Here is a 15,050-nt window from a genome sequence, read left to right as displayed (position 1 = left end):
GTGAGGCCCCTGGGCCGCCTATGCTGAAGACGGACCCAGACAGTCGGAGACTGCCATGCTGCGTATTGCCCTGAACGGATACGGGCGCATCGGTCGCGCCCTGCTGCGCGCCTTGTTCGAACGCGGGCTGGAAAGCCAGCTGCACGTCGAGGCGATCAACGAGACCGGCGATTTCACCACCCTGGCCCATCTGACCCGCTTCGACTCCACCTTCGGCCGCTTCCTCGGCCAGGTGGACATCCATGAAGACGTGATGCAGGTACGCGGCCAGTCGATCCGCCTGATCGGCCAGAAGGACTTCACCCAACTGCCGTGGAAACAGCTAGCGGTAGACGTGGTGGTGGACTGCACCGGCAAGGCCAAGAAACGTATTCTCGCCGAGCAGCACCTGACCGCCGGAGCACCGCGCGTGCTGCTGTCACACCCGCTGGAGACGGCCGACCTGACCGTGGTCTACGGCGTCAACCATCACCTGCTGGGCAACCAGCAGATCGTCTCCAACGCCTCCTGCACCACCAACTGCCTGGCGCCGCTGGCCCAGGTGCTGCATACCGCGGTGGGCATCAAGCAGGGCCTGATGACCACGGTGCACGCCTACACCAACGATCAGAACCTGCTCGACAAGACCCACAACGACCTCTATCGCGCCCGCGCCGCCGCGCTGTCGATGATCCCCACTGCCACCGGCGCGGCGAAGACCATCGGCCTGGTCATCCCCGAGTTGGAAGGCCGCCTGGACGGCATGGCGGTGCGGGTACCGACCGCCAATGTGTCGCTGCTCGACCTGACCTTCACCAGCGAACACCCGACCAGCCGCGAGGCGGTCAACGACATCCTGCAGAAGGCCGCGCGCCAGCTGCCGCTGGGCGTGATGGAGTGCAACGACCTGCCGCTGGTGTCCGCCGACTTCAACGGCTACCCGGTGTCCTGCGTGGTCGACCTCAACCACACCCGCGTGCTGGGCAACAATCTGGTCAAGGTGCTGGCCTGGTACGACAACGAGTGGGCCTTCGCCAATCGCCTGCTGGACGTGCTGCAGGCCTGGCTCAAGCCGCTGGAGCCGAATCGCACGGTGCCGGTGCAGCCCGGCTAGTCGCCGACCTTTAGATAGCACAGCGTGGTGCGCCGCGAACCGGCACCGCGCCGCTGCGGGTCGGGGAAGGTTTCCACCTCGACGAAGCCGGCCTTGCGCATCATGCCCGCCGAGCCGGCATTCTCCTCGTGGCGTTCGATGTAGATGTCACCAATGCCCTGGGCCCTCAGGCCCTGTATCGCCGCGCCGAGCAGGCGGCTGCCCAGGCCGCGCCCGGTCAGTTCGCGGTGGACCACCGCCTCGCCGACATAGCCCTGGGGCAGATCGCGGCGCTCCGCCGGCTGATAGCGTTCGAAATTGCTGCTGGCCAGGAAGGTGACGAAGCCGGCCAGCGCACCGCCCTCCTGCTCCGCCAGCACGGCCTGTACCGAGCCCTCGGCAATGCCCTGCAGGTGCGCCAGCACGGCGTCCTGCGGCAGGTAGTTCCAGGGATTGGGGCCGTGCTCGAAGATGAAGACGGCCATGGTCGGGATGTCCTCGGGCCGCGCCGGGCGACTGGTGAAGGTCTCGCTCACAGTCCGCTCCGAAGGAAATCCGGCAGCGCCGCGCCACGTTCGACACAGGCCGCCACCGCCTCGATCAGCGGCGCCAGGTCGTAGCCCTGCTGCGCCAGCCAGGTGTCGCAGTAGTAGCTGGTGGTGTAGCGCTCGCCGCCGTCGCAGAGGATGGTCACCACCGAACCGCTCTGGCCGGCCTCGACCATCTGCCGTGCCGCCAGCAGCGCGCCGATCAGATTGGTGCCGCTGGACGCGCCGACGCGGCGGTTCAGGCCCTGCGCCAGGTAATGCATGGCGGCCAGCGACAGGGCATCCGGCACCTTGCACATGGCATCCAGCACCTGGGGCATGAACGACGGCTCGACCCGCGGCCGGCCGATGCCCTCGATGCGCGACCCGCAATCCAGGGTCAGGCTGCGGTCGCCGCTGACGTAACTGTCGAAGAACACCGAGCGTTCGACGTCGGCGCACAGCACGCGGGTGGCGTACTGGCGGTAGCGCACATAGCGGCCCAGGGTCGCCAGGGTGCCACCAGTGCCGGGGCTGGATACCAGCCAGGCCGGCTCGGGGAAACGCTCATGGCGCATCTGCTGGAAGATCGACTCGGCGATGTTGTTGTTCGCCCGCCAGTCGGTGGCCCGCTCGGCGTAGGTGAACTGGTCCATGAAGTGGCCGCCGGTCTCGCCGGCCAGGCGCACGGACTCGGCGTGGATGCGCGTAGGGTCATCGACCAGATGCGCCTGGCCGCCATAGAAGGCGATCTGCGCCAGCTTCTCCTTGGCCGTACTGGCCGGCACCACGGCGATGAAGGGCAGCCCCAGCAGGCGGGCGAAATAGGCCTCGGAGATGGCGGTGGAGCCGCTGGAGGCCTCGATCACCGGCGCGCCGGGTTTGAGCCAGCCATTACACAGGGCGTAGAGGAACAGCGAGCGGGCCAGGCGGTGCTTGAGGCTGCCGGTGGGGTGGCTGGACTCGTCCTTGAAGTACAGCTCGACGCCCGGTAACCCTGGCAGCGCCAGGGGAATCAGATGGGTATCGGCGCTGCGCTGGAAATCCGCCTCGATGATGCGCACCGCCTCGCGGGTCCACTGGCGTATATCGGTCATGACGTGTTTCCTCAATCCAAAATGCCGGCGGGTGCCGGGGCGGCGCTCCGCCACTGGCTCAGCGCCACGCCGACGAACACCAGGGCCGCGGCGGCGTACTGCGCGGGCGTGAGGCTCTCGCCCAGCAGCAGCGCGGCAAAAATCAGGGTGAACACCGGCAGCAGGTTGGTGAAGCCTGACGCCTGGCTGGCCGGCAGGCGGCTGACGCCGAAGTTGTACAGGCCATAGGCGCCGACGGTGACCACCACGCCGAGGTAGACCACCGAGCCGATGCCGAGCAGGCTGAATTGGCTCGGCAGCGGCTCGGTGACCAGCGCCAGCGGCGGGAAGAACAACGAACCGATAAACGCCTGCATGGCGGTGAGAATGAAGGGCGAGTAGCGCTCGGAGAGGAACTTCAACAGCAGCGTGTAGCAAGTGGCGCAGAGCATGGCGACGAATTCGTAGAAGTTGCCCAGCAGCGGCGCCGGCGCATGGGAGTCCGCCTCGCTGGCCAGACTCAGCCAGATGGCCCCGACCACCGCCAGGAGGAAGCCGGCCCAAGTGCTTCTGGCCACGTGCTCCTGCAGAAACAGGAACGCGCCCATGGCCACCAGCAACGGCAGCAGCGCGGTGATCATCCCGGCCTGGGTGGCGCTGGTGTGCTGCAGCGCCAGGGCCTCGAAGATGAAGTACAGACAGGGCTCGCAGGCCGCCAGGGCCAACAGATAGCGCCAATCGCCGGGCCGGTAGTCGAGGCGACCCCGCCAGCGCCAGGCCAGCAGGAACACCAGGCTGCCCAGGGCCATGCGGCCGAAGATCACCCACATCGGCGGCAGCTCGGCGAAGGCGAACTTGAGGGCGATGAAAGAACTGCCCCACAGGGCCATGGCCAGCACCAGGCACGCCATCGCGAACAACCGTCCCTGCCGGGCCATCACCACTACCTCTGGGTCAAAAACTCAGTGTAGGTGGCAGGCCTCCAGGCTGACAGACACAGCGGTGCGGAGAAACTGTGTCGCCCTACTGCTCCCAGGGCTTGCCGCGGGTTCTCGGCTCCAGCGGCAGCTGCTGCAGCACCGCCGCCTTGGCCAGCATGTAGGCGCTGACCGGGGCGCTGATGAACAGGAACAGGCTGATCAGCAGCTCGTGGGAGCTGAGGGTGCGCTCGCCGGCGCTGAAGAAGATCAGCGAGGCCACCACCACCCCGCCGACACCCAGGGTGGTGGCCTTGGTCGGGCCGTGCAGGCGGGTGAAGAAGTCCGGCAGGCGGTACAGGCCGATGGCGCCGATCAGGACGAAGCCACTGCCGAGCAGGAGCAGCGCGCAGATGAGGATTTCCAGCCACAGGCTCATTCGATGATGTCTCCACGCAGCATGTACTTGGCCACCGCCACGGTGCTGACGAAGCCGAGCACGGCGATCAGCAGGGCGATCTCGAAGAACAGCTCGGTGCCCTTCCAGATGCCATAGAGGATGATCAGGGCGATGGCGTTGATGTACAGGGTGTCCAACGCCAGCACCCGGTCCGGCAGGCTGGGCCCCTTGATCAGGCGCGCCGTGGCCAGCAGCAGGGCCATGGCGAGCATGGCCAGGCAGATGGGGATCACGTAGCCGAGCATGGGAATATCTCCTTCAGCGGCGCCTCGTAGCGCTGCTTGATCTCGTCGATCATCGCCTGCGCATCCGGCACGTCGAGGCCATGCACCAGCAGGTTACGGCGGTCCAGGCTGAGGTCGGCGGCCAGCGAGCCGGGGGTCAGCGACACCACGCTGACCAGCACGCTGATGGCCAGCTCGTTGTCCAGGTCGATCGGCACCTCGACGAAGGCCGGGCGCAGCTCACGCACGCGCCCCAAGGTCAGGCGCGCCACCTGGAAGTTGGCGACCAGGATGTCGCCCATCACCATCAGCAGGAAGCGCAGCAGTTTTAGCGGCTTCCACTGCGGCGGGTGCTCCACCAGCAGGCGGTTGCAGGCCAGCGGGATCAGCACGGCCAGCACACCGCCCAGCAGCCACTGGCCGAAGGCGAAGGTGTCCACCAGCAGCATCCAGGTCAGCAGCAGCAACAGACTCTGCGCCGGGTGCGGCAACAGTCGTTTCATGGCCGGCCCTCCCCGATCAGCGCCCGGTAAGGCGCGAGGTCATGCAGCTGTGCGCCGGCGGCGCGGGTGTAATCCAGCAACGGCGCAGCCAGGCCCACCAGCAGCAGGCTGCTGGCGAGCAGCAGCACACAGGCAGCCAGGCGGCCGCGGTCCAGCTCGGCGCTGTCCAGGGTGCTGGTGCCGACCCGCCAGAACAGGGTACTGCCGGCACGACTGAAGGCCACCAAAGCGGCGAAACCACCGAGCAGCAACACCGCCCAAAGTGCCACCGAGGGCGCGGCCTGGAGCAACAGCAGTTTGCCGAGGAAACCGGACAGCGGCGGCAGGCCGATCACCGCCACGGCGCCGAAGAAGAACAGTGCGCCAAGCAGATGGGGGTTCTCCAGCGCCGCGCCCTGCACCAGCTCGCCGCCGTGCCTGCCGCGCTGGCGAACGATCAGATCGGCCAGCAGGAACAGGCCGCCGGCCACCCAAGTGCTGTGCAGCAGGTAGAACAGCGCCGCCGCGATGGCCTCAGGCGTGCCGATGGCCACCGCCGCCAGCAGCGTGCCGGCGGACACCAGCACCAGGTAGGCCAGCAGCGTTTGCAGGCTGCGCGCGGCCAGGGCGCCCAGCGCACCGAACGCCAGCGTGGCCAGGGCCAGCGGCCATAGCCAGGCCTGGGCCAGATTGGCCAGCTCGCCGCCACCGGTGCCGAATACCAGGGTGCAGACCCGCAGGATGGCGTAGATGCCGACCTTGGTCATGATCGCGAACAGTGCCGCCACCGGCGCACTGGCCGCGGCATAGGCACGCGGCAGCCAGAAGGACAGCGGCAACAGCGCCGCCTTGAGGGCGAACACCAGTATCAGCAGCAGGCCGGCGGCGGCCAGCAGCGGCACGCTGTCACCGCTGGCCGTGGCGACCCGCCGGGACAGATCGGCCATGTTCAGGGTGCCACTGACCCCGTAGATCAGGCCCAGGGCGATGAGGAACAGCGCCGAGCCAACCAGGTTTAGGATCACGTAGTGCAGCCCCGCCCTCACCCGCTCGGCACTGCGGCCGTACAGCAACAGCGCGTAGGAGGCGATCAGCAGAACCTCGAAGAACACGAACAGGTTGAACAGGTCGCCAGTGAGGAAGGCGCCATTGATGCCGAGCAGCTGGAACTGCAGCAGGGCGTGGAAACGCGGGCCGCGTCGATCATCACCCCGCAGGGCGTAGAGCACAACGGCGCTGGCCAGCACGGCGACGGCCAGCAGCAACAGGGCGCTGAGCCGGTCGAGCAGCAGGGCGATGCCGAACGGTGGCCGCCAGTCGCCCAGGGCATAGACGTGCAGCCGGCCATCGTCGGCCTGCAGCAGCAACGCCACGGCCAGCGGCAACAGGGCCAGGGTGGCGAGCAGCGACAGCGTGCGCTTGAGGCGCTCCAGCGACGGCAGTACCAGCATCAGAGCCCCGACCAGCAGCGGGATCAGGATCGGCAGGATGATCAGGTGATTCAAGACAACCGCTCCCGGTCCGGCTGGCCGTCCGACTGGCCGTCGACATGGTCATTGCCCAGGTTGGCCACGCCGCGCAGGGCCAGGACCACGACGAAGGCGGTCATGGCGAAGCCGATGACGATGGCGGTCAGCACCAGTGCCTGCGGCAGCGGGTCGGCCGGGTTGCCGCCCTGCCCCAGCACGGCCACATCGCCAACCAGACGGCCCATGGAGAACAGGAACAGATTAACCGCGTAGGACAGCAGAGTCAGGCCCAGCACCACGGCGAAGGTACGCGCGCGTAGCAGCAGATATACGCCGCTGGCGGTGAGCAGGCCGAGGGTTGCGGCGAACAGCGCCTCCATCAGTGGATCTCCTTGCTCGCGGGTGGGGAAAGGCTGAGCTTGCCCAGGTTGACCAGCACCATCTGGGTGGCGCCAACCACCGTGAGGTACACGCCGAGGTCGAACAGCATGGCGGTGGCCAGCTCGAACTCACCCACCAGCGGCAGCTCGAAGTGGCCGAACGCGGACGTCAGGAACGGTCGGCCGAACACCCAGCTGCCGAGCCCGGTGAGCGCGGCGATCAGCACGCCGACGCCGGCCATGCGCTGGTAGTTCAGCGGCAGGCGCTGCTCGACCCAGGCCACGCCGCTGGCGATGTACTGCAGGGCCAGGGCCACGGCGGTGATCAGCCCGGCGATAAAACCGCCGCCCGGCAGGTTGTGACCGCGCAGGAAGATGAACACCGAGATCAGCAGCGCCAGCGGCAGCATCAGGCGCGACAGGGTCATCAGGATCAGCGGGTTCTTCGCCCAGGCCCAACGCCGCCCCTGGGGGTCGCAGGTCGGGTGGGTCAGGCGCAGGCCGTCGAGCATGGCGAAGATGCCCACCGCGGCGATGGCCAGCACGGTGATCTCGCCCAGGGTATCGAAGCCGCGGAAGTCCACCAGGATCACGTTGACCGCGTTGGTGCCGCCACCGCCGCTGATGCTGTTGGCCAGGAAGAACTCGGCGATGCCGGTGTCGTAGGGGCGGGTCAGCACCACGTAGGCCAGTACTGCCACCATCGCGCCACAGCCGCCGGCCAGCAGCAGGTCGCGCGCGATTCGCGGCAGCGAGCTTTCGCCGGGCGTGCGCGACGGCAGGTAATAGAGCGCCAGCATCAGCAGGATGATGGTCACCACCTCCACCACCAGCTGGGTCTGCGCCAGGTCCGGTGCGGAGAAGCGGGCGAAGGCCAGCGCCACCAGCATGCCGCCGACGCCGAGGATCAGCAGCGCCACCAGGCGCTGACGATGGAGGATCGCGGTGAGCAGGCCGCTGGCCGCCAGCACCAGCATGCCCAGGGCAGTGAAGCCATCGAGCGGGCTCAGGCCGCGTTCGCCGGTCAGCTGCGGCAGCGGCGCCAGGGCCACGCCGACCAGCACCAGGGCGCTGCCCAGCAGCAGCGCCAGGTAGCGCTGCAGCGAGCCGTTCTCCAGGCTCGACGTGATCCAGCCGGCCAGGGCCACCACACGCTGTACCTGCTGTTCGAACACTTCTTTGGCGTCCACCTGCGGCAGGCTTTCGTACCAGCGGAAAAGCGGCTTGCGCCCGATGTAGATGAGGATGCCGCCCGCCAGGGCGACGCAGCTCATCGCCAGCGGCAGGTTGAAGCCATGCCAGATCGCCAGGTCATAGGCCGGCAACTCGCCACCCAGGCTGGCCTGCGCCGCCACCGCCAACAGCGGCGCCACTGTGTAAGCCGGCAGCATGCCGACCAGCAGGCAGAGGAAGACCAGGATCTCCACCGGCACCTTCATGTAGCGCGGCGGCTCGTGGGGCGGGAACTTGGGCAGGTTGATCGGATCGCCATTGAAGAACACGTCGTGGATGAAGCGCAGCGAATAGGCCACCGAGAACACCGCGGCCAAGGTCGCCACCAGCGGGATCGCCCAGTTGAAGACACTGCCCTGCAGGGCGTGCTGCAGCGTCTCGCCAAAGAACATTTCCTTGCTCAGGAAGCCGTTGAGCAGCGGCACCCCGGCCATCGCCGAGGACGCCACCATGGCCAGCACAGCGGTGTGCGGCAGGTACTTCCACATGCCGTTGATGCGGCGCATGTCGCGGCTGCCGGTCTCGTGATCAATGATGCCGGCGGCCATGAACAGCGAGGCCTTGAAGGTGGCGTGGTTGATGATGTGGAACACTGCGGCGACGTTGGACAACTGCGAGTCCATGCCCAGCAGCAGCACGATCAGGCCCAGGTGGCTGATGGTCGAGTACGCCAGCAGGCCCTTGAGGTCGTGCTGGAACAGCGCCATCACCGCGCCCAGCAACAGGGTCGCCAAGCCGGTGAGGCCAACCAGGTAGAACCACAGATCCGAGCCGGCCAACGCCGGATACAGGCGCGCCAGCAGGAACACCCCGGCCTTGACCATGGTCGCCGAGTGCAGATAGGCCGACACCGGGGTGGGCGCCGCCATCGCGTGGGGCAGCCAGAAGTGGAAGGGGAACTGCGCCGACTTGGTGAAGGCGCCCAGCAGTACCAGCACCAGTGCCAGCGGGTACAGGGCGTGGGCGTGGATCAGCTCGGCCGAGGCCAGCACCACGCTGAGCTCGAAGCTGCCGACGATATGGCCGATCAGCAGGATACCGGCGAGCAGCGCCAGCCCTCCTCCGCCCGTCACCGCCAGGGCCATGCGCGCGCCCTTGCGCGCGTCGCTGCGCTTGCTCCAGAAGCCGATCAGGAGGAAAGACGACAGGCTGGTCAGCTCCCAGAAGGTCAGCATCAGCAGCAGGTTTTCCGACAGCACCACGCCGAGCATGGCGCCCATGAACAGCAGCAGGTAGCTGAAGAAGCGGCCGATGGCCTCGCGCTCGGACAGGTAGTAACGGGCGTAGAGGATCACCAGCAGGCCGATGCCGAGGATCAGCAGGGCGAACAGGAAGGCCAGGCCATCCAGGCGCAGGGAAAGATTGAAACCGATCTGGCTCAGCCAGGGCTGCGACACCAGCAACAGCTCGCCGGCGAATACCCGCGGCGCCAGCCACAGCAGGATGCCCAGGCCCAGCAGCGGCGCCACGGCGGTGGCCAGGCTGCAGGCGAGGCGGCCATGACGCTCGAGCAGGACGGGAAGGAAGGCGCCGAGAAACGGCAGTCCTACGATGAGCAGCAGCTCCATGAATCTCCCCTGTCCAGGCCCGGTCCAGCTGGCGGATCGGGCAAATCTACTCTGTTCCTCGCGCGGCCGGGCCTCTGTTTGCGAAGGGCGTGCCGCGATTATCCATAACTATCAGAACTAAGCCATGGATAAATTATTACATTATGCACAGAGCTTTCCGCTCAGCTGCGAGGATAGATCAGATAGTGGACTGCTTGAACCCAGCGCCGCTCACCCCTGCAGTGCTGTTTCCCAGCTGCGCACGGAATCGGGCATGGCGTCGAAACTGAACGCGAGAAAGGTCGCAGGCGCCATGGTGCGGCCGGCCTTCTTGAATTTCATCTTCACCAGCACCTCCGCCGCCAAGTCGCCCCGTGCATACAACGCATGCTGGAAATAGGCGCACTTGTCATCGGCGTAGAGCAGCCGGGTCTCCACGCTCACGCGGCTGAACAAGGCAATCGGACGCAGAAAGCGCACCTGCTGAGCCAGATTGACGAAACCGGCGCCCCCACGCAGCACGGCGAAAAAACGCCCGACCTTGAGCAGGTAATCCAGCTGCGCGGTCTCGGCGTACTGCAGGTACTTGTCGCTCTTGAGCACGCGGACACCCGAGTCGAAGGGCGTGACCCAGAAGTGGGTTTCCACGGTATCGGTGGTCTCCCGGCTGGCGTAGCCGAACAGGCCGATGAAAAAGGCGATGAGATTTCGCAGCAGACCGGACATTGGTGGCTCCCTGGCAACGCCGGGCAGTTGCCAGGCTTCCATTAGCTCGAGAAAGCCAAAGGCCCGTCAGGAGCGAAGGAGGACATCAATAGCGCCGTCGCGCCAACACCCGCAATGCCTGAGCACAGCCTTGATGAGCAGCGATAAGCCGGAGTGATCGGAGCGGGAGTTGGAACGAAAGGCCCGGCGAATGCCGGGCCCTGGGCAGCGCTTAGTGTGCGACGCGGCTGGTGCCGTCGACGGTCATGATGCGCACACGCTCGCCGACGCGGAAGATTTCGTTTTCCTGCACCTGCTGCACGTAGGCGCGCAGGGTGCCGTCGTCTTCACGCACGGTGATTTCCACGCCCTGGGTGCGGGTCAGGCCTTCCTCGGTCATGGAACCGAGCAGGCCACCGGCCACGGCGCCGATCACTGCCGCCACCACCGAGCCGCGCCCACCGCCGATGGCGCTGCCGCCTACTCCGCCCACCACCGCACCGGCACCCGCGCCGATCGGGGTCTTGGTGCCCTCGATCTTCACCGGGCGCAGCATCTCGATGGTACCCAGGCGCACGGTCTGCACCTTGCGGGCCTCGTCGCGGCTATAGCTGTCGCCGCTGAGGTTGGAGACACAGCCACCCAGCGTGAGGGTCAGAGCGACGAGGGAGGCAGTGAACAGCTTGGTATTACGCATGTGGTTCTCTCCATATGAGGCAGTGTCCATTAGACCGCGGCGCCAGGCGGCTGTCACCAGCCCGTCTGGCGTCAGTGTAGAGAGAGGGTGCGACATCGGGTCAGATTTGCAGGCGCGGCGGGCTGGCGCAGGATGGCGATTCACCCGTGCGAGCCATGCCATGGACTACTTCATCGTTGCCATCACCACCCTGGCCGGCCTGGTCTTCCATGGCTGGCTGTACCTGCGCATCCGCCGCTGGATGGACCGTGACCTGGCCCTGTCCATGGCCGCCGGCGACCCGGCCATGCAGAGCTACATGCTCGAACGCCTGGCCGAGGCCGCCTCCCGCGGCGTACGCCGTGGGCAACTGGAAGACTGGCTGCACCAGGCAGCACGCGATTATCTGCAGCGCAGCAACTAGTTAGACGCCCCGCCGCAGGCGCCAAATGCGTGCGAGATCGCAGGCACGCGCCTGCAGCTCGGCTCCGGCAACAGCCATAGCCTGTTCCAGGCTCTGCGGACCCGAGGTCAGGCTGAACGCCGCATCGATGCCTACCTCATACAGCGCCTGATAGCCCTCGCCCAGGCTACCAGCCAGCGCGATCACCGGCACGCCGGCGGCACGGGCGATGCGGGCCACGCCGACCGGCGTCTTGCCATGCAGGCTCTGTGCATCCAGGCGCCCCTCGCCGGTGATCAGCAGATCGGCACCGTGCAACGCCTCGGCCAGACCGGACAACTCGGCCACCAGCTCCACTCCGGGACGAAATCCGGCGTACAGAAAAGCCTTGGCGGCGAAGCCCAGGCCGCCGGCCGCGCCGACGCCCGGTACCAGGCTGTGATCCTCGCCCAGCGTGGCCGCCACCACACTGGCGTAGTGCTCCAGACAGGCGTCCAGCAGCTCGACCTGTTGCGGGCTGGCCCCCTTCTGCGGGCCGAATACCTGGGAAGCGCCGCGTGGGCCGCACAGCGGGTTGTCGACGTCGGCAGCGACTTCTATCCGCACCTGAGCCAGGCGCGGATCCAGGCCGCTGACATCGATGCGCGCCAGCTGCGCCAGCGCCGCGCCACCCGGCGGCAGCTCGCGTTCTTGCGCATCCAGGAAGCGCACACCCAGAGCCTGCAAGAGGCCGGCACCACCATCGTTGGTGGCGCTGCCGCCGAGGCCGAGGATGATGCGTTGGGCGTCGGCGTCCAGCGCCGCGCGAATCAGCTCGCCGGTGCCCTGGCTGCTGGTGACGGTGGCATCGCGGCGCTCGCGCGGCACTAGGTGCAGGCCGCTGGCCGCGGCCATCTCCAACACCGCGGTGCCGTCGCCAAGCCAGCCCCAGTGAGCCGTTGCCAGCTCGCCCAGCGGACCACGAACTATCTGCTCGCGACGCTCGCCCCCCACGGCGGCCAGCACCGCGTCAACCGTGCCCTCGCCGCCATCGGCCATGGGCCGCAGGAGGATCTCGGCGTCGGGAAAGACCTGGCGCCAGCCACGGGCGATGGCCGCCGCCACCTCGGGCGCGGAGAGGCTCTCCTTGAACGAGTCGGGGGCGATGACCAGCTTCATGGGCGGATCAGGGGGCCAGGCGTTCGCGCAGCCAAGCGTCGTCCTGCAGGCGGTAGTTGAGGCGGTCGTGCAGGCGGCTGGACCGGCCCTGCCAGAACTCGATACGCTCCGGCAGCAGGCGGTAGCCGCCCCAGTGCGGCGGGCAGTCCGGCGCTCGGTCGAGGAAGCGCTGCTCGGTTTCGGCGAGCAGCTGCTGCAGCTCGTCGCGGTCGCGAATCACCCGGCTCTGTGGTGAGGCCCAGGCGCCCAGGCGGCTGCCCAGCGGGCGCACCTGGAAGTAGGCATCGGATTCGGCAGCCGAGACCTTCTCCACCCGCCCCTCGATGCGCACCTGGCGCTCCAGGCTGGGCCAGAAGAAGGTCATGGCGGCGAACGGACGCTCCGCCAGCTGCTCGCCTTTGGCGCTCTGGTAGTTGCTGAAGAAGGTGAAGCCGCGCTCGTCGAGGCCCTTGAGCAGTAGCACCCGGCAGTGCGGACGGCCTTCGCCGTCCACCGTGGCCAGGGTCATGGCGTTTGGTTCCACCGGCAGTTGCTCGGTCTTTACCGCATCGTCGAACCAGCGGCGGAACAGGGCGAAGGGCTCGCCCGGTGCCTCGGCCTCGCTGAGGCCGTCGCGGGTGTAGTCACGACGCATGTCGGCAAGCGATTGTGAAACACGGTTCTCCGCCATGCTGGCTTCCTCGGACAGTGATGCCGTCAGCTTACTGCGCCTTGTCCTTTTTCTTTTGATCTGCGGCAACCTGGGCCACCGGCATGGCTGCCGCCGGCGCCGGTTGGTTGTAAGTAGCCAGCAGCGCGACCAGGGTCTTCTGCGGGGTCAGGACGATTTCCACGCGGCGATTCAGGGCGCGGCCGGCGTTGCTGTCGTTGGCGGCGCGCGGCATGTCCGAGCCGACACCCTTGAGCAGCAGGCGATCACGCTGCAGACCGCTGAGGCGGAAGATCGAGGCGACGGCCTTGGCGCGGTCCTCGCTGAGTTTGAAGTTGGCGTCCAGCTGACCGCGGCTGTCGGCATGGCCGAGGATCAGCACACCGGTGCGCTTGTCGGTTTCGAGGATCTTGGCGACCTTGGTGAAGGGGCCGAGCACGGCCGGCATCAACATGCTCGGGCGATCGGGGTTGAACGAGCTGTCCACCGGGGCGGTGACCACCAGCACGTTCTCGCGGCGCTCCAGCTCCATCTTGCTGCCGCTCAGGGCGACCTTCAGGCGCGGTTCGTACTCGTCCAGCCAGGCATTGGTGACTTCATGATCGATCTTCGGCGGGGCCTTCTTGGCGGCGGCCGCCGGTTTGTCGTTGTCGCCGAAGGACCACCAGCTACTGCCGCCCTCCTCCTTCTTGTCGGAGTTGGCGCAGGCGGCGAGGCTCAGGCAGCAGAGCAGGACGAGTGTTTTCTTGTGCATGGTTAGATCTTCCCCCAGGCAAGTTACAGGCATTGGCCCAGCGTTCGCGCCAGTCTCTGCGCGCGCGGGTCCATGAGTACGTATGGTCCGAGACTGTTGGTGACGAAACCGAAGGCGATCTCGCGTTCCGGGTCCGCGAAGCCCACCGAACCACCCGCTCCGGGGTGGCCGAAGGCCTTGCGGCCGAGGCCGTAGGTGGCATTGGCCACCTCCGGCTGGTCGAGCATGCAGCCCAGGCCCAGGCGGGTCTGAGTGAGCAGTGTGCGGTCTTCGCCGCAGGAGTGTTCGCGGGTCATCTCGCCAAGCAGCTCCGGCTCAAGCAGGCGGCCGTCCAGCAGCGCCGCGTAGAAGCCGGCCAGGGCACGGGCATTGCCGTGGCCATTGGCCGCCGGCTGCTGCATGCGCCGCCATTCCGGCTTGTTGGTACTGGTGAGAATAGACGGCGGATTGGCGAAGGCGCGGGTGGTCAGCGAGGCCGGCTCGTTCATCATGCACTTGAGCAGGCGCTGTGCGGCGGCATCACCCATGTCGCCCTTCTTGCGAGCGATATGGGAGACGCGAGGAAACTCGTCTTCGGCCAGGCCGACATGGAAGTCCAGGCCCAGCGGCTCGGCGATGCGGGCGACGATGGACTCGCCCGGGCCGCGCCCGTCGGCGCGGCGCAGCAGTTCACCCACCAGCCAGCCGTAGGTGATCGGCGAGTAGCCGTGGGCTTCGCCCGGTGTCCACCAGGGACGTTCGGCGGCCAGGGCGGCGGTCATCTGCGGCCAGTCGTAGAGTGCCTCGGCCGGCAGCGGTGCATGCAGAGCCGGCAGGCCGGCGCGGTGGCTGAGCAGCTGACGCAGGGTCACGCGCTCCTTGCCGGCGGCGGCGAACTCGGGCCACCAGCGCGCCACGGGGGTATCCAGCTCCAGCTTGCCCTGCTCCACCAGCTGCAGGGCGGCGACGGCGGCGAAGGTCTTGGTGCAGGAGAACAGGTTGAGGATGGTGTCGCTGTGCCAGGCCTCGGCGCCGTCCTTGTCGACCGTGCCGGCCCAGATATCGACGACGGTTTCGCCGCCGATCTGCACGCATAACGCGGCGCCACGTTCCTGGGGATCGTCGAACAGTTCGACGAAGGCATCTTTCAGCGCTTCGAAGCGCAGGTCGAAATGGCCCTGAATCTGCAACCTGATACTCCTCGGTCAGAATGGCCGGCATTGTTCCAGTCCCGGCTACTCCTGTGAATCCTGGCGCTTTGCTCAAGTCACTTCGTCGGACCAACGGTCCGCCGCCCCGGAGCGCGCGAGGCGCTCCGGGCTGGACTGCAAGCCAGGAA

16 protein-coding genes and 1 pseudogene are annotated in these 15,050 nt (G+C 67.3%); 2 read left to right on the top strand and 15 right to left on the bottom strand.

Annotation, left to right across the window (positions count from 1 at the left end):
- Nucleotides 1-55: 55 nt before the first annotated feature.
- On the top strand, nucleotides 56-1,093 hold the full coding sequence (gap, locus tag IB232_RS03070) for a type I glyceraldehyde-3-phosphate dehydrogenase (protein ID WP_192397090.1): 1,038 nt from the start codon (nucleotides 56-58) through the stop codon (nucleotides 1,091-1,093).
- On the opposite strand, the gene IB232_RS03065 is transcribed toward gap, so the two are convergent.
- From IB232_RS03065 to IB232_RS03015, 11 genes are all read right to left on the bottom strand, one after another.
- Nucleotides 1,090-1,557 carry a GNAT family N-acetyltransferase gene (locus IB232_RS03065; protein WP_192397265.1) on the bottom strand — a complete coding sequence of 156 codons (468 nt, stop codon included), beginning with the start codon at nucleotides 1,555-1,557 and terminating at the stop codon, nucleotides 1,090-1,092. The two genes, gap and IB232_RS03065, sit on opposite strands and share 4 nt — an antisense overlap.
- 47 nt (nucleotides 1,558-1,604) lie before the next feature.
- Nucleotides 1,605-2,696 carry a PLP-dependent cysteine synthase family protein gene (locus tag IB232_RS03060; RefSeq protein ID WP_192397089.1) on the bottom strand — a complete coding sequence of 364 codons (1,092 nt, stop codon included), beginning with the start codon at nucleotides 2,694-2,696 and terminating at the stop codon, nucleotides 1,605-1,607.
- Nucleotides 2,697-2,707: 11 nt separating this feature from the next.
- Nucleotides 2,708-3,613 carry a DMT family transporter gene (locus IB232_RS03055; protein WP_192397088.1) on the bottom strand — a complete coding sequence of 302 codons (906 nt, stop codon included), beginning with the start codon at nucleotides 3,611-3,613 and terminating at the stop codon, nucleotides 2,708-2,710.
- A gap of 85 nt (nucleotides 3,614-3,698) precedes the next feature.
- Entirely contained in the window at nucleotides 3,699-4,031 is a 333-nt protein-coding gene (locus IB232_RS03050) for a Na+/H+ antiporter subunit G (RefSeq protein ID WP_192397087.1), read from the bottom strand.
- Entirely contained in the window at nucleotides 4,028-4,297 is a 270-nt protein-coding gene (locus IB232_RS03045) for a K+/H+ antiporter subunit F (protein WP_192397086.1), read from the bottom strand. Before IB232_RS03045 ends, IB232_RS03050 begins: the two co-directional genes overlap by 4 nt.
- The gene (locus IB232_RS03040) at nucleotides 4,282-4,779 is read right to left on the bottom strand and encodes a Na+/H+ antiporter subunit E (RefSeq protein WP_192397085.1); all 498 of its coding nucleotides are present in this window, start codon (nucleotides 4,777-4,779) and stop codon (nucleotides 4,282-4,284) included. The genes IB232_RS03045 and IB232_RS03040 overlap by 16 nt, the downstream gene beginning before the upstream one ends.
- The gene (locus tag IB232_RS03035) at nucleotides 4,776-6,263 is read right to left on the bottom strand and encodes a monovalent cation/H+ antiporter subunit D (protein ID WP_192397084.1); all 1,488 of its coding nucleotides are present in this window, start codon (nucleotides 6,261-6,263) and stop codon (nucleotides 4,776-4,778) included. Before IB232_RS03035 ends, IB232_RS03040 begins: the two co-directional genes overlap by 4 nt.
- Nucleotides 6,260-6,607: a Na+/H+ antiporter subunit C gene (locus tag IB232_RS03030; RefSeq protein ID WP_192397083.1), complete on the bottom strand. Its 348-nt coding sequence runs from the start codon at nucleotides 6,605-6,607 to the stop codon at nucleotides 6,260-6,262. The genes IB232_RS03035 and IB232_RS03030 overlap by 4 nt, the downstream gene beginning before the upstream one ends.
- Entirely contained in the window at nucleotides 6,607-9,408 is a 2,802-nt protein-coding gene (locus IB232_RS03025; RefSeq protein WP_192397082.1) for a monovalent cation/H+ antiporter subunit A, read from the bottom strand. The genes IB232_RS03030 and IB232_RS03025 overlap by 1 nt, the downstream gene beginning before the upstream one ends.
- 210 nt (nucleotides 9,409-9,618) lie before the next feature.
- Entirely contained in the window at nucleotides 9,619-10,113 is a 495-nt protein-coding gene (locus IB232_RS03020; protein WP_225592083.1) for a thioesterase family protein, read from the bottom strand.
- Between the two features lie 211 nt (nucleotides 10,114-10,324).
- Nucleotides 10,325-10,789: a glycine zipper 2TM domain-containing protein gene (locus tag IB232_RS03015; protein WP_192397080.1), complete on the bottom strand. Its 465-nt coding sequence runs from the start codon at nucleotides 10,787-10,789 to the stop codon at nucleotides 10,325-10,327.
- Between the two features lie 160 nt (nucleotides 10,790-10,949).
- On the opposite strand from IB232_RS03015, the gene IB232_RS03010 reads away from it, so the two are divergent.
- Nucleotides 10,950-11,192: a hypothetical protein gene (locus IB232_RS03010; protein WP_192397079.1), complete on the top strand. Its 243-nt coding sequence runs from the start codon at nucleotides 10,950-10,952 to the stop codon at nucleotides 11,190-11,192.
- On the opposite strand, the gene IB232_RS03005 is transcribed toward IB232_RS03010, so the two are convergent.
- The 4 genes and pseudogenes from IB232_RS03005 to IB232_RS02990 form a co-directional block, all read right to left on the bottom strand.
- Entirely contained in the window at nucleotides 11,193-12,329 is a 1,137-nt protein-coding gene (locus IB232_RS03005; RefSeq protein ID WP_192397078.1) for a glycerate kinase, read from the bottom strand.
- A 7-nt stretch (nucleotides 12,330-12,336) separates the two neighbouring features.
- Nucleotides 12,337-12,999: a pyridoxamine 5'-phosphate oxidase gene (gene pdxH, locus IB232_RS03000; protein WP_192397077.1), complete on the bottom strand. Its 663-nt coding sequence runs from the start codon at nucleotides 12,997-12,999 to the stop codon at nucleotides 12,337-12,339.
- A gap of 49 nt (nucleotides 13,000-13,048) precedes the next feature.
- Nucleotides 13,049-13,765: pseudogene (locus IB232_RS02995) on the bottom strand (OmpA family protein); the annotation flags it as partial.
- Nucleotides 13,756-14,901, bottom strand: a complete 1,146-nt coding sequence (locus IB232_RS02990; protein ID WP_192397075.1) for a serine hydrolase domain-containing protein — start codon at nucleotides 14,899-14,901, stop codon at nucleotides 13,756-13,758. The gene IB232_RS02990 and the pseudogene IB232_RS02995, both read right to left, overlap by 10 nt.
- Nucleotides 14,902-15,050 lie beyond the last annotated feature (149 nt).

It is taken from the genome of Pseudomonas sp. PDM15, from assembly GCF_014851565.1.
Taxonomy (GTDB): domain Bacteria; phylum Pseudomonadota; class Gammaproteobacteria; order Pseudomonadales; family Pseudomonadaceae; genus Aquipseudomonas.
The sequence above is the reverse complement of the archived record's forward strand: the minus strand, read 5'-3'. Positions and strand labels throughout refer to the sequence as shown.